General features: G+C 42.4%; 29 protein-coding genes. 18 read left to right on the top strand and 11 right to left on the bottom strand.

The window, feature by feature from the left end; genetic code table 11:
* Positions 1–3 precede the first annotated feature (3 nt).
* On the top strand, positions 4–1,413 hold the full coding sequence (locus tag JZ787_RS14885) for an efflux transporter outer membrane subunit (RefSeq protein WP_346312720.1): 1,410 nt from the start codon (positions 4–6) through the stop codon (positions 1,411–1,413).
* Between the two features lie 24 nt (positions 1,414–1,437).
* On the opposite strand, the gene JZ787_RS14880 is transcribed toward JZ787_RS14885, so the two are convergent.
* On the bottom strand, positions 1,438–1,854 hold the full coding sequence (locus tag JZ787_RS14880) for a hypothetical protein (RefSeq protein WP_238953214.1): 417 nt from the start codon (positions 1,852–1,854) through the stop codon (positions 1,438–1,440).
* A 213-nt stretch (positions 1,855–2,067) separates the two neighbouring features.
* On the opposite strand from JZ787_RS14880, the gene JZ787_RS14875 reads away from it, so the two are divergent.
* Positions 2,068–2,661 carry a hypothetical protein gene (locus JZ787_RS14875; RefSeq protein WP_346312719.1) on the top strand — a complete coding sequence of 198 codons (594 nt, stop codon included), beginning with the start codon at positions 2,068–2,070 and terminating at the stop codon, positions 2,659–2,661.
* A gap of 102 nt (positions 2,662–2,763) precedes the next feature.
* On the opposite strand, the gene JZ787_RS14870 is transcribed toward JZ787_RS14875, so the two are convergent.
* The 3 genes from JZ787_RS14870 to orn all read right to left on the bottom strand — a co-directional run bounded on the left by JZ787_RS14870 (position 2,764) and on the right by orn (position 5,159).
* Complete coding sequence (locus JZ787_RS14870) at positions 2,764–3,567, bottom strand: enoyl-ACP reductase (protein ID WP_004697637.1); 804 nt, start codon at positions 3,565–3,567, stop codon at positions 2,764–2,766.
* Between the two features lie 144 nt (positions 3,568–3,711).
* A complete protein-coding gene (locus JZ787_RS14865) occupies positions 3,712–4,446 on the bottom strand; it encodes a Bax inhibitor-1/YccA family protein (protein ID WP_004697636.1) in 735 nt (244 codons plus the stop codon).
* Between the two features lie 158 nt (positions 4,447–4,604).
* Positions 4,605–5,159 carry an oligoribonuclease gene (orn, locus tag JZ787_RS14860; protein ID WP_004697635.1) on the bottom strand — a complete coding sequence of 185 codons (555 nt, stop codon included), beginning with the start codon at positions 5,157–5,159 and terminating at the stop codon, positions 4,605–4,607.
* A 124-nt stretch (positions 5,160–5,283) separates the two neighbouring features.
* Here orn and rsgA point away from each other — a divergent pair, with 124 nt between their 5' ends.
* The 4 genes from rsgA (at position 5,284) to secB (ending at position 7,598) form a co-directional block, all read left to right on the top strand.
* A complete protein-coding gene (gene rsgA / locus JZ787_RS14855; protein ID WP_004983468.1) occupies positions 5,284–6,342 on the top strand; it encodes a ribosome small subunit-dependent GTPase A in 1,059 nt (352 codons plus the stop codon).
* Between the two features lie 97 nt (positions 6,343–6,439).
* Positions 6,440–6,847, top strand: coding sequence for a rhodanese-like domain-containing protein (locus JZ787_RS14850; protein ID WP_004697633.1), 408 nt, complete (start codon positions 6,440–6,442; stop codon positions 6,845–6,847).
* Between the two features lie 19 nt (positions 6,848–6,866).
* On the top strand, positions 6,867–7,121 hold the full coding sequence (grxC, locus tag JZ787_RS14845; protein ID WP_004697632.1) for a glutaredoxin 3: 255 nt from the start codon (positions 6,867–6,869) through the stop codon (positions 7,119–7,121).
* Positions 7,122–7,148: 27 nt separating this feature from the next.
* Positions 7,149–7,598: a protein-export chaperone SecB gene (gene secB / locus JZ787_RS14840; protein WP_004697631.1), complete on the top strand. Its 450-nt coding sequence runs from the start codon at positions 7,149–7,151 to the stop codon at positions 7,596–7,598.
* Positions 7,599–7,658: 60 nt separating this feature from the next.
* Here secB and JZ787_RS14835 read toward each other — a convergent pair whose 3' ends face one another.
* The gene (locus JZ787_RS14835; protein ID WP_346312718.1) at positions 7,659–8,048 is read right to left on the bottom strand and encodes a cytochrome b562; all 390 of its coding nucleotides are present in this window, start codon (positions 8,046–8,048) and stop codon (positions 7,659–7,661) included.
* A gap of 77 nt (positions 8,049–8,125) precedes the next feature.
* Positions 8,126–9,400, bottom strand: a complete 1,275-nt coding sequence (gene coaBC, locus JZ787_RS14830) for a bifunctional phosphopantothenoylcysteine decarboxylase/phosphopantothenate--cysteine ligase CoaBC (protein ID WP_346312717.1) — start codon at positions 9,398–9,400, stop codon at positions 8,126–8,128.
* 111 nt (positions 9,401–9,511) lie between these two features.
* Here coaBC and radC point away from each other — a divergent pair, with 111 nt between their 5' ends.
* Positions 9,512–10,204 carry a DNA repair protein RadC gene (radC, locus tag JZ787_RS14825; protein ID WP_178928809.1) on the top strand — a complete coding sequence of 231 codons (693 nt, stop codon included), beginning with the start codon at positions 9,512–9,514 and terminating at the stop codon, positions 10,202–10,204.
* A gap of 75 nt (positions 10,205–10,279) precedes the next feature.
* On the top strand, positions 10,280–11,191 hold the full coding sequence (locus JZ787_RS14820; protein WP_004697627.1) for a bestrophin family protein: 912 nt from the start codon (positions 10,280–10,282) through the stop codon (positions 11,189–11,191).
* Positions 11,192–11,258: 67 nt separating this feature from the next.
* Here the strand turns inward: JZ787_RS14820 and JZ787_RS14815 are convergent, their stop codons facing one another.
* Complete coding sequence (locus JZ787_RS14815; protein ID WP_126035264.1) at positions 11,259–12,110, bottom strand: PHP domain-containing protein; 852 nt, start codon at positions 12,108–12,110, stop codon at positions 11,259–11,261.
* Between the two features lie 44 nt (positions 12,111–12,154).
* Here JZ787_RS14815 and JZ787_RS14810 point away from each other — a divergent pair, with 44 nt between their 5' ends.
* Genes JZ787_RS14810 through mnmC form a run of 4 tightly spaced genes read left to right on the top strand, consistent with a single transcriptional unit; the run spans position 12,155 to position 15,553 of the window.
* Complete coding sequence (locus tag JZ787_RS14810) at positions 12,155–12,769, top strand: inner membrane-spanning protein YciB (protein WP_004983445.1); 615 nt, start codon at positions 12,155–12,157, stop codon at positions 12,767–12,769.
* Between the two features lie 29 nt (positions 12,770–12,798).
* The gene (locus JZ787_RS14805; RefSeq protein WP_094148281.1) at positions 12,799–13,101 is read left to right on the top strand and encodes a YciI family protein; all 303 of its coding nucleotides are present in this window, start codon (positions 12,799–12,801) and stop codon (positions 13,099–13,101) included.
* Between the two features lie 4 nt (positions 13,102–13,105).
* Positions 13,106–13,609 (top strand): hypothetical protein, encoded by a 504-nt coding sequence (locus JZ787_RS14800; RefSeq protein WP_346312716.1) that lies wholly within the window; start codon positions 13,106–13,108, stop codon positions 13,607–13,609.
* Between the two features lie 36 nt (positions 13,610–13,645).
* Positions 13,646–15,553, top strand: coding sequence for an FAD-dependent 5-carboxymethylaminomethyl-2-thiouridine(34) oxidoreductase MnmC (gene mnmC / locus JZ787_RS14795; RefSeq protein WP_346312715.1), 1,908 nt, complete (start codon positions 13,646–13,648; stop codon positions 15,551–15,553).
* A gap of 101 nt (positions 15,554–15,654) precedes the next feature.
* On the opposite strand, the gene JZ787_RS14790 is transcribed toward mnmC, so the two are convergent.
* Positions 15,655–15,969 carry a rhodanese-like domain-containing protein gene (locus JZ787_RS14790; protein ID WP_218289260.1) on the bottom strand — a complete coding sequence of 105 codons (315 nt, stop codon included), beginning with the start codon at positions 15,967–15,969 and terminating at the stop codon, positions 15,655–15,657.
* Positions 15,970–16,060: 91 nt separating this feature from the next.
* Between JZ787_RS14790 and JZ787_RS14785 the strand changes: the two genes are divergently transcribed.
* The 3 genes from JZ787_RS14785 to JZ787_RS14775 all read left to right on the top strand — a co-directional run bounded on the left by JZ787_RS14785 (position 16,061) and on the right by JZ787_RS14775 (position 17,713).
* Positions 16,061–16,549, top strand: a complete 489-nt coding sequence (locus JZ787_RS14785) for a YajQ family cyclic di-GMP-binding protein (protein WP_004697619.1) — start codon at positions 16,061–16,063, stop codon at positions 16,547–16,549.
* A 28-nt stretch (positions 16,550–16,577) separates the two neighbouring features.
* Positions 16,578–17,078, top strand: a complete 501-nt coding sequence (locus JZ787_RS14780) for a DUF4442 domain-containing protein (protein ID WP_125274949.1) — start codon at positions 16,578–16,580, stop codon at positions 17,076–17,078.
* Between the two features lie 137 nt (positions 17,079–17,215).
* Positions 17,216–17,713 carry an ester cyclase gene (locus JZ787_RS14775; RefSeq protein WP_346312714.1) on the top strand — a complete coding sequence of 166 codons (498 nt, stop codon included), beginning with the start codon at positions 17,216–17,218 and terminating at the stop codon, positions 17,711–17,713.
* Between the two features lie 72 nt (positions 17,714–17,785).
* Here the strand turns inward: JZ787_RS14775 and JZ787_RS14770 are convergent, their stop codons facing one another.
* From JZ787_RS14770 to JZ787_RS14760, 3 genes are read right to left on the bottom strand one after another with little or no spacing between them, the layout of a single operon-like run.
* Positions 17,786–18,208, bottom strand: coding sequence for an acyl-CoA thioesterase (locus JZ787_RS14770; protein WP_346312713.1), 423 nt, complete (start codon positions 18,206–18,208; stop codon positions 17,786–17,788).
* Between the two features lie 17 nt (positions 18,209–18,225).
* Positions 18,226–18,657, bottom strand: a complete 432-nt coding sequence (gene trxC / locus JZ787_RS14765; RefSeq protein WP_346312712.1) for a thioredoxin TrxC — start codon at positions 18,655–18,657, stop codon at positions 18,226–18,228.
* A complete protein-coding gene (locus JZ787_RS14760; RefSeq protein ID WP_234951116.1) occupies positions 18,658–19,554 on the bottom strand; it encodes an alpha/beta fold hydrolase in 897 nt (298 codons plus the stop codon).
* 124 nt (positions 19,555–19,678) lie between these two features.
* On the opposite strand from JZ787_RS14760, the gene JZ787_RS14755 reads away from it, so the two are divergent.
* The 3 genes from JZ787_RS14755 to JZ787_RS14745 all read left to right on the top strand — a co-directional run bounded on the left by JZ787_RS14755 (position 19,679) and on the right by JZ787_RS14745 (position 22,017).
* Positions 19,679–20,014 carry a TIGR01244 family sulfur transferase gene (locus JZ787_RS14755; protein ID WP_087014709.1) on the top strand — a complete coding sequence of 112 codons (336 nt, stop codon included), beginning with the start codon at positions 19,679–19,681 and terminating at the stop codon, positions 20,012–20,014.
* A complete protein-coding gene (locus JZ787_RS14750; RefSeq protein WP_062031268.1) occupies positions 20,007–20,432 on the top strand; it encodes a sulfur transferase domain-containing protein in 426 nt (141 codons plus the stop codon). Before JZ787_RS14755 ends, JZ787_RS14750 begins: the two co-directional genes overlap by 8 nt.
* A gap of 208 nt (positions 20,433–20,640) precedes the next feature.
* Positions 20,641–22,017, top strand: coding sequence for a dihydrolipoyl dehydrogenase (locus JZ787_RS14745; protein ID WP_346312760.1), 1,377 nt, complete (start codon positions 20,641–20,643; stop codon positions 22,015–22,017).
* Positions 22,018–22,728: the final 711 nt, after the last annotated feature.

The raw sequence follows: 22,728 nt of genomic DNA, 5'->3' as shown, positions 1-22,728 counted from the left end.
AATATGCCTTTTTTATTAACGCGCCTTTGTACCGCGATGCTGCTTGGCAGCACGTTGGTTGGCTGTGCAGCTGTGGTTAAAACACCCTATCAAGCACCAGCAGTACAGACGCCGACTCAGTTTCAGTACGACAAAGTCACCACACAAAAACGTCAACAAGCCCTGTATGCCGATCAATGGTGGGCGTTATTTGGTGATGCACAGCTCAATCAACTGGTCGATGCTGTGCTCGCAAAAAATGCCGATTTGGCCGTTGCAGGGATGACTTTAAAGCAAGCGCGCTTACAAGCAGAACTGGCTGAGAATCAGCAAAAGCCACGAGTGAACTCTACGGTGTCTACAGGTCATCAGTTCGACTTGAACTCAGGCAATGACAGCTCAAGTGGTCTGTCTTTGGGTGCTGGCTTAAGTTATGAAGTCGATTTATTTGGTAAATTGGCTCGTCAAACGGAAGCAAAGAGATGGGAAGCTCTTGCCACTGAGCAAGATTTGCAAGCCACTGCTCAAAGCTTAATTGGCACCACGGCGAAGTTATATTGGCAGTTGGCCTATTATAATGAAAGCCGTACAACTGCCGAGCAAAGCCTTGCAACCTCACAAAAACTCTATGACTTGGTTAAAGTTCAGTATCAAGCTGGTGCTGTATCAGGATTGGACTTAACTCAAGCTGAACAGTCAGTACAAAGTCAAAAAGCCAGTCTGAGTCAAATTCAGCAAAGTTTGGTCGAGACCCGTACCGCAATTGCCGTGTTACTGCATATGCCTGTACAGCAGTTGAGTATTGATGAACCTCAGCGTTTACCACAACTGGCTTTACCAACCATTGCTGCGGGCTTACCTGCCGACATTTTGTCGCGCCGTCCAGACTTAAAAGCGGCTGAGCTACGTTTACGAGAGAGTTTAGCCACCAAAGATGCCACCACGGCGAGCTATTATCCTTCGATCAGTTTGACTGGAAATCTTGGTTCAAGCAGTACCTCGCTCACGCAACTGCTCAAGAACCCAGCCCTAACCTTAGGCGCAAGTTTAAGTCTGCCGTTCTTGCAATATAACGACATGAAACGTGACCTTGCGATTAGTCAATTGGACTATGAAAAAGCCATCGTGCAATATCGTCAAACCTTGTACCAAGCCTTTGCCGATGTGGAAAATGCATTGTCTGCACGTACTGAAATCAGTCAACAAGTGCAATTGCAACAGCGGAATTTGGAACTTGCTGAGAAAGTAGAACGTTTGACCCAAGTGCGTTATCGCTATGGTGCCGTGGCTTTAAAAACCTTATTGGATCAACAAGAAACCACGCGTACTGCGCGCTTAACATTGGTCAATACCAAGCAAAGCCAATACAACGCCTATGTGACGTTGATGCAAGCACTCGGTGGTAGCCCTATAAAAGAACTACCAAAACAATAGTCCTAGCGCTATTGTTTTGTTCTCTTATTCTTTCACCATATCTGGATTATTCTGGATCTGGTGAATACGTTTAACATTGTCTTGGTCATCAAAAACAACTTCATACGAAAGTTGCTGACCATCGAAATACATCTCGGCTGGAGAGCCAATCACTTCCCATAGACCAATCGAGGCAATATCCGCAGTCGTGTGCCATAACGTACGACTGATTCTGGCTGCTTTTGAGTAGCCCTGTTTGAAAGTATAAATCTCTTTACGCTCTCCATTAACGGTTTCTGAGGTGACTGGCGCACCCAATTCAGAAATCACATAATTACGATGTTTTCCAACCTCTAAAACCGTCAGATTCTTTTTATGCGGCTGGTTACTCGCCATCACCGCGGCACAACCTTGAAGTGAAAGAAGAGTGACTAATCCTAAAACAACAGTTATTTTTTTCACGCTTGAATGACCTACCCCGAAAGCTAAAAATTATATTTTTATCGACATTATCTTTAGAATTTTAATTCAATAAAAACTAGGATTTATTAGCATATAAAATATTCGATGGCAAATGATTAGTTATATCCGTCAGTTGATTTTTAATATATTTCTAATAGTGATAGAAATATATCATATGTATAACAGTAATAAATTTCTTTATAGAGATCGAATATGGATGAAAAAGTTAAGGCGTCTTGGGAACGAGCACTTCATCCCAAAACACTTAAAACTAATATTATTACTGCATCAATATTTTCAATGGCTTTCGAAATGCTCAAAAGCAGTATTATCGAAAAAATTGAGAGCTTCTTTACAAATGGATTCAATGAAAATGGAATGATTATTGATCCAGAATATAAAGAAAAGGTACTTTCACTCAATAGAAGTCCTCTCTATGCATCATTAAAATGGTTGCAAGATATGGATGCCATTAACGATAATGACTTAGAGAGATTCGAGCATATTAAAAGATGCCGTAATACCTTAGCTCACGAAATGCTTACCTTTGCCTCATCAGGTGTCGACTTTGATGTAACGGAGGCATTCAATGAGATGATCGGACTACTACATAAAATCGAAATTTGGTGGTTTGAAAACTTAGAAATGGCAATCACCCCAGAAGCTTACCCTGAAGATCTTGACTTAGATCAGGTGACACCAGGTCCAGTATGGGCTCTTCAAATGCTTATTGATGTAGCACTTGGTCCAGAGGAAGTGGCGAGAAAATATTATGACTACTTTTTCGAAAATGCAGATAAAACTTAACAATCGGCTGCTATCAGACAAACTTTCTCTACATAATTAAGTTTTTTCTAAAAACAAAGCCGCTATAAAAGCGGCTTTATCATATAACTTGAATCAATCTAATTAGTCGTCGAGCATCAAGTCTGGACTCATACCCACAGTATTGAAACCTGCATCGACATACATGATTTCACCCGTAATACCATTTGCCCAAGGTGAGCAAAGGAATAATGCAGCATTACCGACATCTTCAATGGTCACATTACGTTTAAGTGGTGAAATTTTTTCGTTTACATCTAACATTTTGCGGAATGACTTAATCCCTGATGCCGCCAAAGTACGGATTGGGCCTGCTGAAATTGCGTTAACGCGAATACCTTCTGCACCTAAGCTTGACGCCAAATAACGTACGCCTGCTTCTAATGATGCCTTTGCCATACCCATCACGTTGTAGTTTGGCATCACACGCTCAGAACCTTGGTAAGTCAAGGTCAATAAGCAACCTTGACGAACTAAAAGTAATGGCTTCGCAGCACGCGCCATCGCAATAAAGCTATATGCACTGATGTCATGTGCCACTTTAAAACCATCACGATCCGTTACATCGGTAAAATCACCATCCAAGGTATGCGCAGGCGCAAAACCAATCGAATGTACTACACCGTCTAAACCATCCCAATGTTTTGCCAATTCAACAAAAGTTTGTTCAATTTCAGCATCGACAGCCACATCACATGGTAGAACAATCGTTGAGCCAAATTGTGCTGCAAATTCATCTACACGTTTTTTCAGTTTTTCATTTGGATAGGTAAACGCAAGTTCCGCACCTTCACGGTGAAGTGCTTGAGCAATACCAAATGCGATTGATAATTTACTTGCAATACCCGCTACTAAAAAACGCTTTCCAGCCAATAGTCCTTGTGCCATGTGACTCTCACTCAAAATAATTTATCTGCATAATGCCAAGTTTAAGTTGAAACCGAAATTGCATAATGCGCCTTTTTTCAATTCATCAACATTCAATAACAAATACGCCCCAATGAAGGGGCGTATTTGTTAAAACTAACGAGATTAGTCGTCGCCACGCAGCATACTGAGTAGACGCAGGAATGAATAATACATCCACACCAGAGTCGCTAGTAGTGCAATACCACACAGCCACTCCATCGCTTTCGGAGCGTGTTGTGCCGCAGCACTTTCAATCAAATCAAAATCTAGAATTAGGTTAAGTGATGCAATCACTGCAACAAAAGCGGCAAAACCTAGACCTAATAAGTTGTTTTCAAATAAAAATGGAATGCTTGAACCAAAAGCCAAACGCATAACCATCTGCACCACAAACACAATCGCGATGGCAATCGATGCTGACATCACTACCGATTTGAATTTTTCAGTGGCACGAATAATTTGAAAACGATACAAACCAAACATCACTAAAGTGGTGACAAAAGTTGCCAAGAGCGCTTGTAAAGGTACACCCGGATATTTCAATTGGAAAATAACCGAGACCCCACCTAAAAAAGCACCTTCAAACAAGGCATATGGAATGGCAAGGGTACGTGCGGTATTTGGTTTAAAAGTTGCAATCAGGCCTAAAATTAGACCACCAATCGCACCGACTAAGGTTGCAGCATAGGCCAGCGAAATATTTAAGGTCATGAAACAGTATAAAAACAGTGCCATACCGACCACAGCTGCAATCACTGTAAGTAATACAGACTTCTGAATAGCACCTTGAACAGTCATTGGTTGACTATAGTCCGCATGTGTTTCCACGCGGTTCAAAATAGGGTTATTACTTTGCATAACTCAACTCTTTGTTATAATTTAATTAATTTACTTTATCATAAAGCTTGTTTTAAACTTGTATAGCAAAAAAGTGTTTCTTTTTTCCACACAAACACCCTCAGCTCTATTCTATTCGATTTCAATAAAAAAGAGGCTAGCGCCTCTTTCTTTACTACTTATTTATTCATAATAAAAAAGTATTCACGATAATACTTCAGTTCCGCAATCGAATCACGAATGTCATCCATCGCTAAATGTGAAGCATTCTTTTTCAAGCCACTCATAATTTCTGGACGCCAGCGTTTAGCCAACTCTTTTACCGAAGACACGTCTAAATTACGGTAGTGGAAATACTGTTCCATTTCAGGCATTAAACGGTGTAAAAAACGGCGGTCTTGGCAGATTGAATTGCCACACATTGGTGAGCTTTTTGGATTGACCCATTTCTTTAGAAATTCTAAAGTTTGCTGCTCAGCATCTTGCGCAGTCAATTTACTGCGACGTACACGTTCAATTAAGCCTGATTGACCATGTTGGCGAGTGTTCCACTCATCCATTGCATTTAGCACACGGTCTGGCTGATGAACAGCAAGCACAGGCCCTTCAGCTAAAATATTTAAGTTATCATCCGTCACAATTGTAGCAACTTCAATAATTTGGTCATTATCAGTATCGAGACCTGTCATTTCAAGGTCAATCCAAATCAAACGCGTATCAGCGGTGCTGCTCATAAATGTGCAATCTTATTCGGCTTAAAAACGATGATAGTAGCAAATTAATTGCTTCGATGCTGTAACTGATACCCTGCTTCGTGCTATTTTTGCCATCTTGAATTCATGGTTTTTTAGGATATGAATGGCTTTAATTCGTAAACGTCGTTTAACTGAACAGCAACAACGTCGCATTCAGAAACAACAGCAAACACGTCAAGAAGATATCGACACTTCAAATGATTTAGAAGGCTTGGTGGTACAACACTACGGCCGTCAGCTTGAAGTGCAAGCCCTTACGACTCCAGATCCACATCCCATCAAACCGACGGTACAAGCAGGTGAACCTGAACCGTTTTGGAAACCAATTGAACTCGGCAGCATTTGGCGCTGTCATACACGCACCAACCTCGAACTACTGGTCACAGGTGATCGTGTCAAATGGCAAGCCGACCCAAATACGGGGCTCGGGATCATCAATGCCATACAGCCACGTCAGTCACTACTGACTCGTCCAGACCGTTATCATAAAGTAAAACCTGTCGCTGCCAATATCAGCCTGATTGTGATTGTATTTGCGCCACTGCCTGAGCCAGCACCAGGTCTGATTGACCGTTATTTGGTGGCCTGTGCCGATGCCAACATTCCAGCACTTTTAGTGCTGAACAAAACCGATTTGCTCAAAGACAATGACCCGATTTTAGCGTTGATTGCGGAATATCAAGCCTTAGGCTATGAAGTGATGCAAACACAAGCCGATGGCGATTTAACCGCACTGACTCAGCGTTTAAAAAATGAAACTGTGGCTTTTGTTGGCCAGTCTGGTGTTGGTAAAAGCACTTTAATTAATGCCATCGTGCCTGATGCTGCGCAGAAAACCAATGTGATTTCTGAAAACTCAGCCTTAGGGCAGCACACCACGACCTCTACCCGTTTGATTGGCTTTGGCGAAGGCGCCTCGCTGATTGACTCACCGGGAATTCGTGAGTTTGGTTTATGGCACTTAGATGCGGACAAAGTGCAACGCGGCTTTCCTGAAATTGAAAACTTGCTGGGCTACTGTCAGTTCCGTAACTGCACCCATAAACATGAAAAACAATGCGCTTTACGCTTAGCTGCGGCAAATGGTGAAATTTTAACGCGCCGTTTAGACAGCTATTTACGTCTGATTGATGAAATTGCTGAAGCTCAGCAAAAAAATTAATTTTTATTCAACCTTAGCCCTTGAAGCGGTGATTTTGATCACCATATTTTATGAGCTATACTCTCTAGCAATTTTTGAATTGTAATTTAGGTGACTTGTGGAACGTTGGTTCGAGTTTATGGGGAATCACCCCTTCTTATTTGGAACACTTGCGGTATTGGTTGTTTTGTTTTTCGTACTAGAAGGACAACGCAATGGTCGCAAAATTTCACCACAATCTTTAGGTATTTTAGTGAAAGCTAAAAATGCCATGTTGATTGACTTACGTGATGCCAAAGATTTCCGTGAAGGTCATATCAGTGGAAGTCGCAACATTCCCTACAGCCAAATTACAAAGCATGCTGAAGAGTTAAAAGCTGCAGATCGTCCACTCGTGTTCATCTGTAACTTAGGCCAAGTGGCAGGTACCGCTTTACAACAAGTTGCACATACTGACAGCTATCGTTTAGATGGCGGGATTAGCAACTGGAAGGCTCAAGGCTTACCACTGGTTAAAGCTAAATAATTCGCACAAGGAGAAACTCATGGCTCAAGTCACTATTTACTCAACGACTGTATGTCCATATTGCGTTCGCGCAAAGCAGCTCCTTGAGCGTAAAGGCGTCGAATATAAAGAAATTAATTTATCTAAAGAAGCGCCAGAAGTCCGCATTGAATTGATGCAACGCACCAATCACCGTACGGTTCCACAAATTTTTATTGATGACCAATTTATTGGTGGTTTTGATCAGCTTTATGCTTTAGAGCGTGAAGGTAAACTCGACCAACTATTGGCATAATTAGCTCAGCATATTAAGGATTAGAAAATGAGTGAAGCTCAACCACAACTTGCTTTAGAACGTATTTACACAAAAGATATTTCTTTTGAAGTCCCTGGGGCGCAAGTTTTTACCAAAGAATGGCAACCAGAGTTAAACATTAACTTGTCATCTTCTGCTGAAAAAGTTGATCCAACTCACTACGAAGTTTCACTTAAAGTGGTTGTACAAGCAAACAATGCAGGCGACACGGCGTTTATTGTCGATGTTACTCAAGCGGGTATTTTCCTTGTAGATGGTGTTGAAGAAGAACGTCTTCCGTACATCTTAGGTGCATATTGCCCGAACATTTTGTTCCCGTTCCTTCGTGAAGCGGTGAATGATATGGTAACTAAAGGTAGTTTCCCACAATTGTTACTTACACCAATTAACTTTGATGCTGAGTTCGAAGCAAATATGCAGCGTGCTCAAGCAGCTGCTGTTGAAGGTCAAGCTTAAAACTTTAAGCCCTTCAAACATAAAAAAGACCGCTTTTGCGGTCTTTTTTATTGTACTGAATTATTTAAATGCTTTATGGCCTTGCTGCTTAATGGCCTCAAACTTGGCTGAACTTTGTTTGGCTTCCGCAAGTTTCCCTGCCTGTACCAAATGTTGAGCATGTTCAATTTCTTGGTTTAATGCATCAAACTTTTGTTCATATTGTTTCACTTTAACACTGTCTTTTGGTTGTTTCACCAAACTGTCAGGCTTGTTTTGCTTGGCAGTTGCCGCGGCTTTTTGCATTTCAGCTAATGCGGTATTCGCCTCTGTGGCAGTCTTGGCTTGAGTAAAAGCTTTTGAGTTTTTCGCCAAAGATTTCATCGCACCTTCTAGCACTTCCGATGCTTGTGCAAGTCCTGCCAAACATAAACCACTGCTCAACAGCACAACCTTTAATAATCTTTTCATTCTTATTCCTATGAGTTTGCAAAAAAAATGCAGCCTAAGGCTGCATTGAATATCGCAAAAATGAAGACCGATGTAAATTAAAAATCATCATCACTTTCAGGGTCTCGATGTAAAGCATCATGAATCGCTTCAACCAACTGCAAAGCAATTTCTTGTTTCGACGCTTTTTCTAGATCGCGCTTTTCCATTTTATAACTTTCTGCAAAAAAGACCGTCATCGCATTTTCATCAGATGCAAAACCAATATCAGGGCGTGACACATCATTACAGGCAATCATATCGAGCTTTTTCGCGACCAATTTACCTGCGGCATATTCCTCGACATTGCGTGTTTCCGCTGCAAAACCCACCATGAATGGGCGTTTATCTTGCTGTGCAATGGTCGCCACAATATCAGGGTTTTTGATTAAGGAAACGTTGAGCTCGTCCCCAGCTTTCTTAATCTTATGCTCTGCGACTTCTGCGACACGATAGTCCGCAACAGCGGCAGTCGCGATAAACACATCACAGCCTTCATCTAACATTTGCATGCTGGTATCCAACATTTTCATGGCAGATGAAACATTGATTCGGCGTACACCGTTCGGTGTGTCTAAGCTGACAGGACCTGCAATTAAAGTCACTTTGGCTCCTGCCGCATAACAGGCAGCAGCAATGGCAAAGCCCATTTTTCCGGTACTGTGGTTGGAAATATAACGCACAGGATCAATCGCTTCACGCGTTGGCCCAGCAGTAATGGTGACTTTTTTACCCGCTAACATCCCAAATTTTTCAGCCATGGCACGCTGCGCTTTATGGAAGTATTCTGTCACTTGATGTGCCAAATCCTCAGGCTCAGGCATACGGCCTAAACCGACATCACCACAAGCTTGCGCACCCGCATCTGGCATGATCACATGCACACCATCTTCCACCAAAGTCGCTAAATTACGCTGTGTCGCTTTTGCTGCCCACATTTGTTGGTTCATGGCTGGTGCGACCCACACAGGGGCTTTGGTGGCTAAATATAAAGTAGAAAGCAGGTCATCGGCTAAACCCGCAGCAAACTTTGCAATGGTGTTGCAACTAGCAGGCGCAACCAAAAGCAGGTCTGCCCAACGTGCCAGCTCAATATGCCCCATGCCCGCTTCGGCTTCAGGGTCGAGAAGTTCTGTATGTACGGGGTTGCCCGACAAAGCTTGAAAAGTTAGCGGCGTAATAAAAGCCTGCGCACCTTCGGTCATCACCACACGGACTTGAAAACCCGCATCGTTTAAACGGCGAACCAAAATGGCACTTTTATAGGCAGCAATACCGCCCGTAACAGCTAAAAGGATATTTTTATTTGGAATTACACTGAGATCAAAGCTCACGAACAGGCTACCTTTCTGTTGCAGTGGCGCTCACAATAGCATTAAATAGTCTCGTACCCAATCATCGATTGGGCCCTGTTTCTCAGATTAAGAATAAAAAAGTATAAAATAATGCACTTATCCATAAAAAAATGGCCTGAACAAGAACGACCACGTGAACGCTTATTACAACAAGGGCCAGCCAGCCTCTCCGATGCAGAACTGTTGGCCATTTTCATCCGTTCGGGTTCAACGCAACATTCTGCGGTCGAATTGGCACGTCTTTTGTTGCAACATTTTGGTAGTCTGAATGCGGTTTTCGATGCTGAACTGCCCGAGCTCAGCCAATTTCACGGCATTGGCCCGACCAAGTATTCACAATTAATGGCCGTCAAAGAACTGGGGCGACGCTACAGTAGCCAGCAGCTCAAGCAACACAAGTTGGAGCTCAATCATTCAGCTCAACTGCTCAATTTTTTACAGTATGAGTTTTCAGGCGAAAACCAAGAGGTCTTTGCAGTGCTTTGCTTGGATGCACATTTAAGAAAAATAAACTTTAAAAAATTGTTCTTTGGTGCAGTCAATTCTTGTGAAATATCGATCAATCTATTGCTCCGTTACTGTATTGCTCAACACGCCACTTTCATGGTGATTGCCCATAATCATCCACTTGGGAAAGCTCAGCCCTCCGCGGCGGACATCGAACTGACAGAGCGTATTCTTCAAGCCAGTCAGCTCGTGGATATTCAACTGATTGATCATTTCATCTTATCGCCCGAAGGTGCTTTTTCTTTTGCTGAACACGGCCTGATCCAATCCGTTTAAATATGCAGACAAATGATTGACAAATACCGCGACAAATATGAAGATCAAGCAAAATTTTAAAAGAATTCTAATCACATGATTGTGCGTGATCAGCCCAGTATTTTTAAGGTGCTTTTTTCATGGCGTGGCACCATTCTTCCCAAAGTTTTACCACCTTTGGGTGTGGTCATGTTGGTCTCTGCCATTATTGGCATTTTGTCCTATGTCGGCTATTTCCACTTCCCTGAACTGCCTTTGGTCGGCTTCACCCTCATTGGGGTGGTGCTTTCCATTTTCCTCGGCTTTAAAAATAGTGCCTGCTATGACCGTTGGTGGGAAGCGCGGAAGTTATGGGGCATTTTAATTGCCAACTCACGTCACTTTGACCGTGACTGTCGTATCTTGACCCAAGGTCGTCGTGAACGTGTAATTCAACATGTGATTGTCTTTGCCAATGTCTTACGTGACCGTTTACGCCATCAAACAGCCAATCCAACAGAATTGGTGCAGACCAGTGGCTTAAGTCAAAATGCACTGACTCAGCTGTATCAACAAGCCAATGCCCCACAGTATACACTCAGTCTGATTCAGTGGGAGTTGATGCAGGCATTAAAAGAAGGTGAAATTAGTGACATTGTCTATGCGCAGCTGAATCAGCACGTTGCTGACTTGAGTGTGGTGCAAACTGGTTGTGACCGTATTGCGACAACGCCGCTACCTTTTGCCTACTCAGTACTACTCAATCGTACGGTGTATTTTTTCTGTCTCATTTTACCGTTTAGCTTAGGTTCAACCTTGGGTATTTTTACCCCACTCTTGGTTGGTGTATTGGCCTATACTTTCTTAGGACTCGATGCTTTGAGTTCGGAAATTGAAGAGCCTTTCGGAACGCAAAGTAATGACTTGCCACTGGACTCGATGGTACGTACTATCGAAATTGAACTGCTTGGGACTTTAGGTAAACCGACTCCCCCCCCCATTCAAGCACAAGACAATAACTTACTCTAATCGAGCGCATGCTTACCTTCTCTTAGGCTACATAGCTCATGGAGAAGGTGGGAATGACCTGTACTCTTTAGATAAAACTTTCCCAAATCCCCACTTGCCCGTCTTTGACTCTGGGAATATTGCCCAACTTAATCCACGGCATATTGTCACCATGAAAGTCACTCCCGACCGATACTTTTAAACCATGCTCAGCAATCATCCGATCCACCATTTGACGGGTAGATGTCGGTTCGACATTCGGCGGCAACTCAACTGCATCTCCACCAAACTGTGCAAATATTTCAATCAGATAACGAATGTTCGTAGCAGATAAGTCATACCGTGTCGGATGCGCCAACACGGCAAAACCGCCACTGGCATGAATCACTTGAATGGTTTCTTCTAAGCCCAGCCCATCAAATTTTACATAGGCTTTCTTACCTTCCTTAATATATTTATCAAACGCTTGTTGCGCACGACTCACATACTTTTTTTCAACCAAGGTCTTGGCAATATGGGTTCGAGTCACACGATCAGGCATCTGTTCAACTTTCGCTAAAACATCGAGATAAATATCTTCACCAATCAGTGGGATCAACAAATCACAGATTTGTTTAGCACGTCGTGCACGGATTTGTTTTTGCTGTTCAAGGCATTTTTGCAGTGGTTCTAAGTCTTGCATATTCAATGCAACCACATGCACGCCATAGTTTTTCTGGGTTGAGGGTCTCGACCATTGACTCGAAATTTCTACCCCCGAAATAATACGCATCGCATGCGACTTTGCAGCCAACTCTGCCAACGCAAGACCATCCATGGTGTCATGGTCTGTCAAAGCCAAGGTATGAATGCCTTTTTCCGCGGCAGCATCAACCAATTGCTTCGGTGTGAAAGTACCATCAGAAATATTGCTGTGAGTATGTAAATCTACGCCTTCCATCACTTATACTAGCTATTTATTTGAACAGATTTAGATACTCTAACATGAAAGCACTTTTAGACTTTGTGCCGCTGATAATTTTCTTTTATTTATATAAAACTGTAGATCCTAAAAATACTGATCACCCATTGCTCCAATTGATTGGTTCTGCTGGGGGTGTCGATAACAATAATATTCTTGTAGCGACCACAGGTTTGATTATTTCGATGCTAGTAGTTTACGGCGCACTGTTCTTCATGCAAAAGTTCCGTTTAGACAAACAACAGTGGATTGTGTTGTTTATGACGGTTATTTTCGGCGGTGTCACCTTAATGCTGTCGGATGATTTTTATATCAAACTCAAAGCGGCCTTACTGAATATTATCTTCTCAGGCGCTTTCTTACTTTCTCCTTATTTTGGCAAAGAACGCAAACCGCTAATCAAACGCTTGTTCGGCCCAATCTTCAATTTAACCGACGCAGGTTGGAAAAATTTAAACTTTGCATGGGCTGCTATGTTTGCCCTAATGTCTTTTTTACACGTATTTTTCGCATTTTTATTTATGGACGGAAAATATTGGGGAGAATTCACGGCTTTTGGTGACATGATCGTGATGTTTTCCTTTATCATTATTCAGTTTATTGTATTGCGTAAATACTTTAAATCTTCTGAAGAGTAATTTAGCCAGAACATACATCGAGAACTCTTATGCCGCTATTCGTCGTCACATGTACCGATCAAGAAGGTACAGTCGAAAAACGTCTTGCTACACGTCCAGAACATCTTGCTCGTTTACAAAAGCTCAATGATGAAGGTCGTTTAATTGTTGCAGGAGCGATGCCAAAAGATCCAAGCAATCCGCAAGCAGGCTTTTACGGCAGTACAATCATTGTTGACTTTGAATCACGTGAAGCACTCGATGTCTGGTTACAGGAAGAGCCATTCTTAAAAGCAGGGGTTTATCGTCAGATTGATGTTAAACCATTTAATAAAGCATTCCCTCAAGGATAAGGTCATGCGCGTTGTTGTCACAAGCTTATTGGGCTTATCTCTTCTTTCTTCTATGGCGTGGGCCGTTGAAACCGCTCCTGCCCCGAGTGTAGCCCCTGCTGTACCAGCAACGACTGCCACACCTGTTCAAGTGCAAGGCAGTGCAACTCAGCCGAAAATCATTCCTGCGGTGGCCATAGTTAGCCCAACAGGCCAACCGCAAGAAGCCAAACCACTCACCGCTGAACAACTTGCCAAAAACAAAGCATTGCAAGATGCCAAAGTCAAAGCACTGGTCAAAGACCAAGCTTCACGTCTTGCCCAATTGGAAAAAGCCAATCTCGATGCTTTGGCGCAAAACCAAGAGCTACAACTCAAAAATGATAGCCTCGGTGTACAAGTACAAGTCTTACAAAGCGAACGCAGTGCGCAAATGTTCCTCTACGGCGCGGCGACCATCGCTGTTGGCGTATTACTGGGTTTCTTAATTGCCAGTTACGTTTATACCAAACGTCGTCGTCAGTGGTAAGCTAAGCCCTATTGAAAACAATAGAGTGCTGTGGTTGTGTCGCGTGCAATTCAAACTGCCGATTTAGAATGGCAACAGATTGATGGCATAGATGTGCCAGTCTCAAAACAATTTGGCGATGTCTATTTTTCCAAGGACAATGGTCTACTCGAAACTCGCCATGTGTTTTTAAATGGTAATGATTTATCTGAGCGTCTGTCCAATCTTCAGCCCTTTGAATATTTTAGTGTTGGTGAAACAGGTTTTGGCACAGGGCTCAACATCTTGGCGCTTTGGCAACTTTGGCAACAGGTTCGCCCAAATAACCACAGCCACCTTCATGCCATTTCAGTTGAAAAATTTCCGCTGTCTAAAACTGATCTGATACGTGCACTCAATGTCTGGCCTGAACTCAAATCGATCGCCGATCAACTGATTGCACAGTATCCGCATCTGATTGCGGGTTGTCATCGCCTGAGCTTCCCTGAGGAACGTTTCAGCCTTGACCTTTGGTTAGGCGATGCTCACGATGTTTTTCCCAGTATGGCAAAAACCAGTCGCGTTAACGCATGGTTCCTCGATGGTTTTGCACCTGCCTGTAACCCAGACATATGGGAAGAGCAAGTACTGAATCACATCGTTCGCCTATCTGGTATTGGAACGACATTTTCTTCATTTAGTGTCGCAGGCGTGCTCAAACGTGGTTTAACACAGCATGGTATTTCTATTTCACGTCCGCGTGGCTATAAGCATAAACGCGAAATGCTCAAAGCCATCTGGTTACCTGCTGAGCCTGAAAACACATCAGACGCTGTAGATACCCAATCAGTATTGAATCAAAATCAACCTGATCAAGTACTACACGCTTTTAAACAACGCCAAATTGCTATCATTGGCGCAGGGATTGCAGGTTTAAGTAGTGCATGGGCCTTTGCTGAGCGCGGGCATGAAGTCACGCTCTACGACCAATCTGAGCCACTTGCAGGAGGTTCAGGCAATCCACTGGCCTTACTCAACCCCAAACTTTGTCCGATTGAACAAAGTCCTGAACATTTAATGACCTTGGCTTGGCAACATGCTTTACAGCACTATCCCAAGTTTCAGGCTTTTCGCCCCATTCAAGTACATCAACTGGCGCTGAAAAAAGCCGAAGACTTACTCGATCTCGAACAACAATACCCTGCGGATCTTTTGACAGCCGAAACCGCTGCTGATTCTGCGTTAATCACCGAATATCCCAGTCTGAATCTAACTGAAGCCGGCGCTGTCTCACCACATCAACTCAAAGATCAAATCTTAGCGCATCCGCTCATTCAGTTCGTACAAGCCAACATTACTCAAATCCACCCAGAGCACAATGAACTTTTCAATGAACAAGCCCAATCTTTAGGTCAGTTTGATCACGTGATTGTCTGTTGTGCACGCCACACGGCTGCTTTCTTTGAGCAGTACCCTGTGCTGAAGCCCATTCGCGGACAAGTCAGTTGGGTGGAGAACACCGCACAACCTTTAGCCCTCAATCAAGCTTATAGCTATGGCGGCTATTGTATGCAGCTTGATACTCAACAACTCATCTTAGGTGCATCCTTCTATCCCAATCGGGACGACAGCGATGTTTTACTTGAAGACCATGTGCATAACTACGAGCTTATCCACAGTGTCTTTCCAGATTATGCACAATCGCTTCCTGATGTGACGACTTGGCAAGGCCGTGCATCTGTTCGCGCGCAAAGTTTGGACTATTTTCCAGTCCTTGGAAAAATGTCTGAACAGACTGAAATTTATAGCTTTGCTGGCTTGGGTTCTAAAGGCTTTTTGTTTGCCCCTTTATGTAGTGAAATTTTAGCGGCGCAGATACTGAAAGAGGCCTGTCCCGTTCCTGAGTCACTGCTACAAAAGCTCAGTCCGACCCGATTCCATAAAAAGCTCAAAGCCAAAAAGCCTTATTTTAAAGCGCAGTCTTAGTTCTGCTTATGACTCAAGTACAGCATATGGCGCTATAAATAGAGAAATGTAAATTTCTAAGACATTAAAAAAGCGCCTTACGGCGCTTTTTTTGCTTCTGCTTAATTACTTTGTTCTAAGACTAAACCAGCAGCACGAGCAGCACGGGTACCACCCATTAAAATCACATACTCACGCTCACTGTCAAAACCTTCGAGTAACTCTGCAGCACGTGGCGCTTTACTACCGCCACCACATAAAATGTAAATCGGTTGATCCGTCGACACTTGAGTAAGGCTCTGTGCTGAAAGTTCTGTGATTGGCTGATTAATCGCCCCTTTCACGTGTGCTTCAGCATAAGCACTTGAATCGCGTACATCCCAGATGATCGCATCCTCTGGGAACTCAAATGTTGTAATTTCTTGTTTACGGATCATTGCGCACTCCTTTGATGTAAACAACACTTGGCAAATGAAGAAAACATCCCTAGCATCTCAGATATTCTTTCCATTTGTAAAGGTTTAATCCATGCCATCTTTTGATATTGTTTCAGAATTAGAAATTTTTGAAGTAAATCATGCCGTTCAGAACACCCAAAAGGAAATCGCAACTCGTTTCGACTTCCGTGGTCAGGACGTTTCAATTGAACTCAATGAAAAAAACAAAGAAATCAAAATCTCAACTGAAAGTGATTTCCAGTGTGAACAAGTTTATACCATGTTAGAGAACCATTTCTTTAAGCGTAAAGTCGATATTCAAGCGCTTGATCCACAAAAAATGACTGCTTCAGGTAAAAATGTACTTCAAGTGGTGAAATTAAAAGACGGACTTGACTCAGATACCGCAAAAAAAATTAACAAGGCCATTAAAGAAAGCGGTATTAAAGTGCAATCTTCAATTCAAGGCGACAAAATTCGTGTGACTGATAAAAAGCGCGATACATTACAGCAAGTAATGACCTTTTTAAAAGAACAACAATTTGGTCTGCCTTTACAATTCAATAACTTTAAAGACTAATACTCTTGTTTGATCATTTGAGGTAACTATGCCAAAGGCCAATCGCTTATCAAAACTTGTAAAAACCACGTCACGCTTGCCGAAAGCGTTGCGTACGCGATTATGGAGTCAAGCTTTTGGTCGCATAGTTCCCATGGTCGGCAGTGCCAATATTCGTTATTTGCAAGTCAGTCACAGCGAAGTCGTAGTCAAAATCGAAAATCACCGTGCCATGCAAAACCATATTGGTCAGCTGCATGCCTGTGCCATGGCCTTAATTGCCGAAACGGCAACAGGTTTTGTAACAGGGATGAATGTGCCTGATCATTGCATCGTTCTGATTAAAAGCATGCACGTTGACTTTAAACGTCCGAGTAAAGGTGCCATGACAGCCACAGCCACCTTAACACCAGAACAACAGCAACTGATGCAAACCACCGCCAAAGGTGAAACTTTAGTTTCTGTGACAGTGCTGGATGAGTCTGGTGAAGCACCTGTTCAATGTGAAATGTTATGGGCATGGCTCGACAAAGCATCATTAAAAAAGTAAGAATGTAAATATAACTTACTGTTTAGTAAGTATAAAATTTACAACATTACACTAAAGATGCGACTAAAACTTACTATATCTGTACTTCGACTCGGCTCAAAATCATGCTACATAACATGAATATTTGAGCTGACTTGATGAAAAAAAGACTAATTTTAGCGACTGCCTTATTTTCTTTAGGGCTGGTGGCCTGCCAACAGCACAATCCCGCCAATACATCGGTTTCAACAACGCCGAATGACCATTCTGCCTCTGCCCTGACCGAACAAAATAAAAAACTTGTAGTGGACTTTTATGAAGGGGTTTTTAGCAAACATCAGGTTCAAACCTATTCTGACCGCTATATTGGTACACAATACATTCAACATAATCCCTATGTGTCAGACGGAAAAGCGCCTTTTGTAAACTACTTCACCCAGTATTTTAAAGAACATCCAGATGCAAAAAACACCATCAAACGTGTCGTAGCCGAAGGTGATTTGGTGGTGCTCCATGTACATTCCACTCAAAATGCACAAGATCATGGTGAAGCCGTTGTCGATATTTTCCGCGTCGAACAAGGCAAAATTGTAGAACATTGGGATGTGATACAAAGCATTCCCGCGGAGTCCGCCAACCGCAATAGTATGTTTTAATCCATCGGACTGTATGGAATAACAATAAAAAAGCCAGTGATTACACTGGCTTTTTGCAGACTGACTCAAACCTTAGTTGGATTGGCTCGCAAGAAACTTGTCTTTAACATCCGCAGGAATCTGACGTTTATTGCCTTTGACATCAACCGCAACAAAAGTAAATACACCTTCAGTCACACGTACAGGCGGACGTGAACTGTCATGACTATCCCATACTTCAATTTCCATCTGAATAGACGTATTGCCCACTTTTAACAGTTTAGTATAACAACTAATGACATCGCCGACTTTCACTGGAACTAAGAACGTCATCTGATTAATTGAAATCGTTGCACAGCGTCCCTTACTAAAACGCTCTGCGTGAATTGCACCCGCCAAATCCATTTGTGACACAATCCAACCACCAAAAACATCTCCACTCCAGTTGGTATCGGCTGGCATTGCAATTGTCTGAAGAGACAACATCCCTTCTGGTTTCACATGAATCTCTGACACGTTGACTCCAATTTTCGTTATGACTGGGCTTGCAACTGTTGATCTAACCATTGTTGCAATTGTGGCGCACGAAGCGCACCGCTTATTCTAGCAATTTCGGTGGTTTTATTCATTAAAACTAGGGTCGGAATGCTGCGTACGTTAAACGCACTGCTCAATCGCGGAGATTCTTCGGTATTAATTTTGGCAAAAATAACCTGTGGATTTTGCTTAGCCACTTCAGCAAAGTGCGGAGCCATCATTTTACATGGACCACACCACTCTGCCCATAAATCAATAAACACTGGCAAATCACTATGGCTAATGAACTGGCTAAAATTATGCTCATTCAATTCAATCGGTGCCGCAGGTAAAAGCGCTGCGTGGCATTGACCACAGCTCGGATTGGCACTTAATTTCTCTTCAGGCACACGATTTTTGGCCAAACAAGTAGGACAGACGATAATCATTTAGTTGACTCCAATATGTTGATGTAAGAATTCTAATTGGGTCGAAATGGCTTTTTCAAACCAACTGGCATGATAAATATCAAAATGCTGCATTTCCCATTCATGATATTGAACAAAAGGGGCAATATTGGTCGCGGCTTCACGACTGGATTCAATCGGAATTAAACTATCATGCTTGGCGGCAATGAAAAGTACAGGAATATTAATTTGTCTGACATTTTGAATCGGACGATAACGAATTAAATTAAAAAATAATCGGGCAGGTATCTCACCACTCCAATAATAATCAGGATTAAGAATCGAACGATACCCCAAATAGGCATCTTGCGTTGGCAAAAAACATAATTCTCGCGGATCAACCACAGGTAAAGTGGTCGGGGACATGCCCACTTTTCCACCCATATAATCTTGGCTAGATAGTTTTAAAGCTTTAGGGAACTGTTGCAAAGGATATAACTTAGCACTTGCTGCCCCGTCTACAAAGGGCACTTGTGCTATCACGGCCTGTACATTCTTGAACTCTGCTGCGATATCGAGCACATAACCGCCACTGAGTGCCGTCCCCCACAGCACGATCCGTCGACTATCGATCGACTTACGTTCTTTGAGGTGGTTAATCATGGTCCGCCAATCTTCAAGCTGCTTCTTAATCGAGACCAACTCTCGTGGACGTCCAGTACTCCCGCCCCAATAACGGTAGTCAAATAATACGACTGCATAACCAGCTTGTGCAAAACGTTGTGCAAATTGGATCAGTTTGAATTGGCGAAGCCCAGCCAAACCATGGGCCATCACAATCACTGCTGGTTTCTCTTCAGTTTTCGGACGATAGAAATCCGCAGCAATGACCTCTTGGCCACTTTTGACATATAGCGGTTCAACGGTATAGGCGTGCATACCTGCTCCATTGCGTTATTTTATGGTTGTAATCGCTTATAAATATTTCAACAGCATAGGCTGAACTTTCAGCTTAATGCTATCATAAAGCATATCTTGATTAGTTTAATTTTGGAGTGACAGCATGAGCGAAAATGTAGGCTTTGCAGGTCAAATTGGCCCAGAACATTTGGTTCAAGTGGTTGAAAAAGGGTTTAAATCTGTGATCAATAACCGCCCAGATATGGAAGGTGGTCCAGAACAACCAACTAGCGCTCAAATTGAAGAAGCAGCTCGTGTTGCAGGTCTAGATTATGTCTATCAACCTGTAGTTGCAGGACAAATCACAGAAGTTGATGTACGCACTTTTGCTAATCATTTCAATGAGCTACCAAAACCTGTTTTAATGTTCTGCCGTACCGGTAATCGCTCAAACAACTTATATCAACTTGCGAAACAAATGGACCTGTTAGATGACTAAACGGTTGTTTAAAAGTGTCATCTGCACTGCTCTGATTTTAACGAGCAGCGCATTGTGGGCGGCAACGAATAACCTGAGTCAAGCACTCAGCCCGCAGCTCAGCGTTTCAGGGGAAATGACCCAAGACAAGTTTCAACAGTTGATAAAACAAGGTTTTAAGTCGGTCATTGTCAACCGACCAGATCAAGAACAAGGCAATACCGTTCGCGTTGATCAACTGCGTAATATTGCGGAACAGTCCAAAGTCAGCGTAATTTACCAACCGGTTACCAGCAGTAAAATTTCTGAAACAGACGTGGTCGAATTTGCTAAATATTATAATGAATTGCCCAAGCCTATTTTAATGGTCTGTAAGAGTGGTGCTCGCTCTAGTCTGCTGTTCAATCAGGCAAAACAACGAGGATTACTCCATGAATAAACTGTTGCTGCTTTTACTCTGCTGTACCTTAATGACAGCATGTAGTTCAATGAATGTACGTCCTACCGTTGGGGTAAGCGTTGGTACTGGCTTATAAGTCAAATGAAAGTAAAGACGGCATCTAGTGCCGTTTTTTACAAAATATAATCATCTACAGCCCTGAATATGTTAACTATAGAGTATGTCTCGCTTAGATAAACGTTTGCTTATGTATGATCTGATTATTATTGGGGCTGGAACTGCGGGTATCGCAGCCTACCAACAAGCCGTGAAGTCCACACAAAATCTATTAATCATTAATGATGGGCCATGGGACACCACTTGTGCGCGTGTCGGCTGCATGCCGTCAAAAGTGCTGATTTCTACAGCAAATCGCATGCATGATATTCAACATGCGGATCGTGTCGGATTGCAAGTACAGTCAAAAATAGACCGCAGTCAGGTCATGCAACACGTACAAAAACTCCGTGATCGCTTTACTCATAGCACCCTTAAAACCGTAGAGAGCTGGCCTGAGTCTCATAAAATTCAGGGCCGTGCTCGCTTTGTCGATTCAAAAACAGTTGAAGTTAATGGGCAACACTACCAAGCCAAAAGCTTTATTTTAGCTGTAGGCTCCACACCTAGCTTTGCCCCAGCATGGAAGAATGAACTCGGTGATCGGCTCATCACCTCCGATCAAATTTTTGAACTCAATACTTTACCCAAATCTTTAGCAGTGATTGGGAGCGGAGTCATCGCGATTGAACTTGCGCAAGCCATGCAACGACTTGGCGTCAATACCACAGTCTTTGCACGTAGTCGTAAAGTCGGCGTTCTGACCAGTCCAAAATTACAGCAGTTGGCACAAACAGAAATTAGCGCTGAACTTGAGATCAAGTTCGAAGTTTTACCCACTAAAGTTAAGTATATAAACGATCAAGTTGAAATTAGTTTTATTGAAAATGGTCAGCCTAAAACACTCAACGTTGATTACTTACTGGTTGCCACAGGACGAAGTAGTCTTTTAAATACTCTTCAACTCGAAAATATCGACACCTCATTCACAGACTTAAAACATTTACCTGTTGATCCTGAAACCAAACAACTCGCCGATTACCCAATTTTTATCATTGGCGATGCACATACTGATACTCCATTACAACATGAAGCCGCTCACGAAGGTAAAGTTTCGGTCAAAAATGCATTAAATTTCCCTACTATAGAATCATGCAAAACCCTAACGCCTTTAGGTATCGTGTTTAGCAACCCAGAAATGGCAATGGTTGGACAAAACTTTAAGCAACTACAAAGTGCACCTATCGCTTTTGTCATCGGCGAAGTCTCTTATGTCAAACAAGGACGTGCATTGGTTTTGGGTAAGAACCATGGAGCCATTGAGGTCTATGTGGATAAAACCAGCCAAAAACTACTTGGTGCTGAATTACTCACAGAGTCTACTGAACATTTGGCTCATTTACTGGCATGGATGATTTCAGAACAGCTGACCGTCGATGAAATTTTGGAAAAACCATTTTATCACCCAACTCTTGAAGAAGGTTTAAGAACAGCATTAAAGCATGCACGCCGACAGCTAGACACCTAAACTACGAAATTCATGATTCATGTTCTTTTAATAAAGTTTTCTGTGTGCAATTAAACGATTTCATCAACGCTGTGCAGCAAGCTATAAACTATTCGCTGCATGCGTTGATTTAATTACAAGACACACGCCTTATTAGATTAGCGGTAAAGTTCTTATTTTAGTGCGTAACTTAACTGATCTAAAACACATTAATACCCGTAATAAACCATGTGTTGTAATACATAAGTCAGTCATTCCTGATCCATTTTCGCTTCAGAAATAGCTATTCTCTTCAAATAATTGTTTTATTGGCGAATAACTCCACCATATTCTTGCTTTTGTTTCGAGAATAAATTTATTACCACTATAGAAAGCATGCCAACAAAACAGGTTAAAGCACATCAAGAAAACTTAAAAGATGCTCTATAACCTCTTGTAAATAAGACATAAAAGCCAGCAAATGCTGGCTCTTTTACCATTTAGGCCCTTATAGATAGCTTATTTTTGGCTCTTTTCATCTGATTACTTCTTCTTATTTTTCCCTATCAAATTTTAAAAGCTGTCTTTTAGCCAATCTTCTTCTTGTCTCTCATTTTTATTATTTTAATCTTTTCAGCATAAAAAAATCCCCCTAACCGTTAAGTTAGGGGGATTTAGAATTAATGAGCTGGCGATGACTTACTCTCACATGGATAACTCCACACTACCATCAGCGCTAAGAGGTTTCACTTC

This window comes from Acinetobacter sp. BWR-L5 (assembly GCF_039655985.1).
Lineage (GTDB): Bacteria > Pseudomonadota > Gammaproteobacteria > Pseudomonadales > Moraxellaceae > Acinetobacter > Acinetobacter johnsonii.
Note: the sequence above shows the minus strand (reverse complement) of the source record. Positions and strands in the feature narration are given on the sequence as shown.

Coding starts and splice junctions, on each gene's coding strand:
- JZ787_RS14885 (WP_346312720.1), top strand. CDS start 4: ATGCCTTTTTTATTAACGCGCCTTTGTACCGCGATGCTGCTTGGCAGC.
- JZ787_RS14875 (WP_346312719.1), top strand. CDS start 2,068: ATGGATGAAAAAGTTAAGGCGTCTTGGGAACGAGCACTTCATCCCAAA.
- JZ787_RS14870 (WP_004697637.1), bottom strand. CDS start 3,567: ATGGCACAAGGACTATTGGCTGGAAAGCGTTTTTTAGTAGCGGGTATT.
- JZ787_RS14865 (WP_004697636.1), bottom strand. CDS start 4,446: ATGCAAAGTAATAACCCTATTTTGAACCGCGTGGAAACACATGCGGAC.
- orn (WP_004697635.1), bottom strand. CDS start 5,159: ATGAGCAGCACCGCTGATACGCGTTTGATTTGGATTGACCTTGAAATG.
- rsgA (WP_004983468.1), top strand. CDS start 5,284: ATGGCTTTAATTCGTAAACGTCGTTTAACTGAACAGCAACAACGTCGC.
- grxC (WP_004697632.1), top strand. CDS start 6,867: ATGGCTCAAGTCACTATTTACTCAACGACTGTATGTCCATATTGCGTT.
- secB (WP_004697631.1), top strand. CDS start 7,149: ATGAGTGAAGCTCAACCACAACTTGCTTTAGAACGTATTTACACAAAA.
- JZ787_RS14835 (WP_346312718.1), bottom strand. CDS start 8,048: ATGAAAAGATTATTAAAGGTTGTGCTGTTGAGCAGTGGTTTATGTTTG.
- radC (WP_178928809.1), top strand. CDS start 9,512: ATGCACTTATCCATAAAAAAATGGCCTGAACAAGAACGACCACGTGAA.
- JZ787_RS14820 (WP_004697627.1), top strand. CDS start 10,280: ATGATTGTGCGTGATCAGCCCAGTATTTTTAAGGTGCTTTTTTCATGG.
- JZ787_RS14815 (WP_126035264.1), bottom strand. CDS start 12,110: ATGGAAGGCGTAGATTTACATACTCACAGCAATATTTCTGATGGTACT.
- JZ787_RS14810 (WP_004983445.1), top strand. CDS start 12,155: ATGAAAGCACTTTTAGACTTTGTGCCGCTGATAATTTTCTTTTATTTA.
- JZ787_RS14805 (WP_094148281.1), top strand. CDS start 12,799: ATGCCGCTATTCGTCGTCACATGTACCGATCAAGAAGGTACAGTCGAA.
- JZ787_RS14800 (WP_346312716.1), top strand. CDS start 13,106: ATGCGCGTTGTTGTCACAAGCTTATTGGGCTTATCTCTTCTTTCTTCT.
- JZ787_RS14790 (WP_218289260.1), bottom strand. CDS start 15,969: ATGATCCGTAAACAAGAAATTACAACATTTGAGTTCCCAGAGGATGCG.
- JZ787_RS14785 (WP_004697619.1), top strand. CDS start 16,061: ATGCCATCTTTTGATATTGTTTCAGAATTAGAAATTTTTGAAGTAAAT.
- JZ787_RS14780 (WP_125274949.1), top strand. CDS start 16,578: ATGCCAAAGGCCAATCGCTTATCAAAACTTGTAAAAACCACGTCACGC.
- JZ787_RS14775 (WP_346312714.1), top strand. CDS start 17,216: ATGAAAAAAAGACTAATTTTAGCGACTGCCTTATTTTCTTTAGGGCTG.
- trxC (WP_346312712.1), bottom strand. CDS start 18,657: ATGATTATCGTCTGTCCTACTTGTTTGGCCAAAAATCGTGTGCCTGAA.
- JZ787_RS14760 (WP_234951116.1), bottom strand. CDS start 19,554: ATGCACGCCTATACCGTTGAACCGCTATATGTCAAAAGTGGCCAAGAG.
- JZ787_RS14755 (WP_087014709.1), top strand. CDS start 19,679: ATGAGCGAAAATGTAGGCTTTGCAGGTCAAATTGGCCCAGAACATTTG.
- JZ787_RS14750 (WP_062031268.1), top strand. CDS start 20,007: ATGACTAAACGGTTGTTTAAAAGTGTCATCTGCACTGCTCTGATTTTA.
- JZ787_RS14745 (WP_346312760.1), top strand. CDS start 20,641: ATGTATGATCTGATTATTATTGGGGCTGGAACTGCGGGTATCGCAGCC.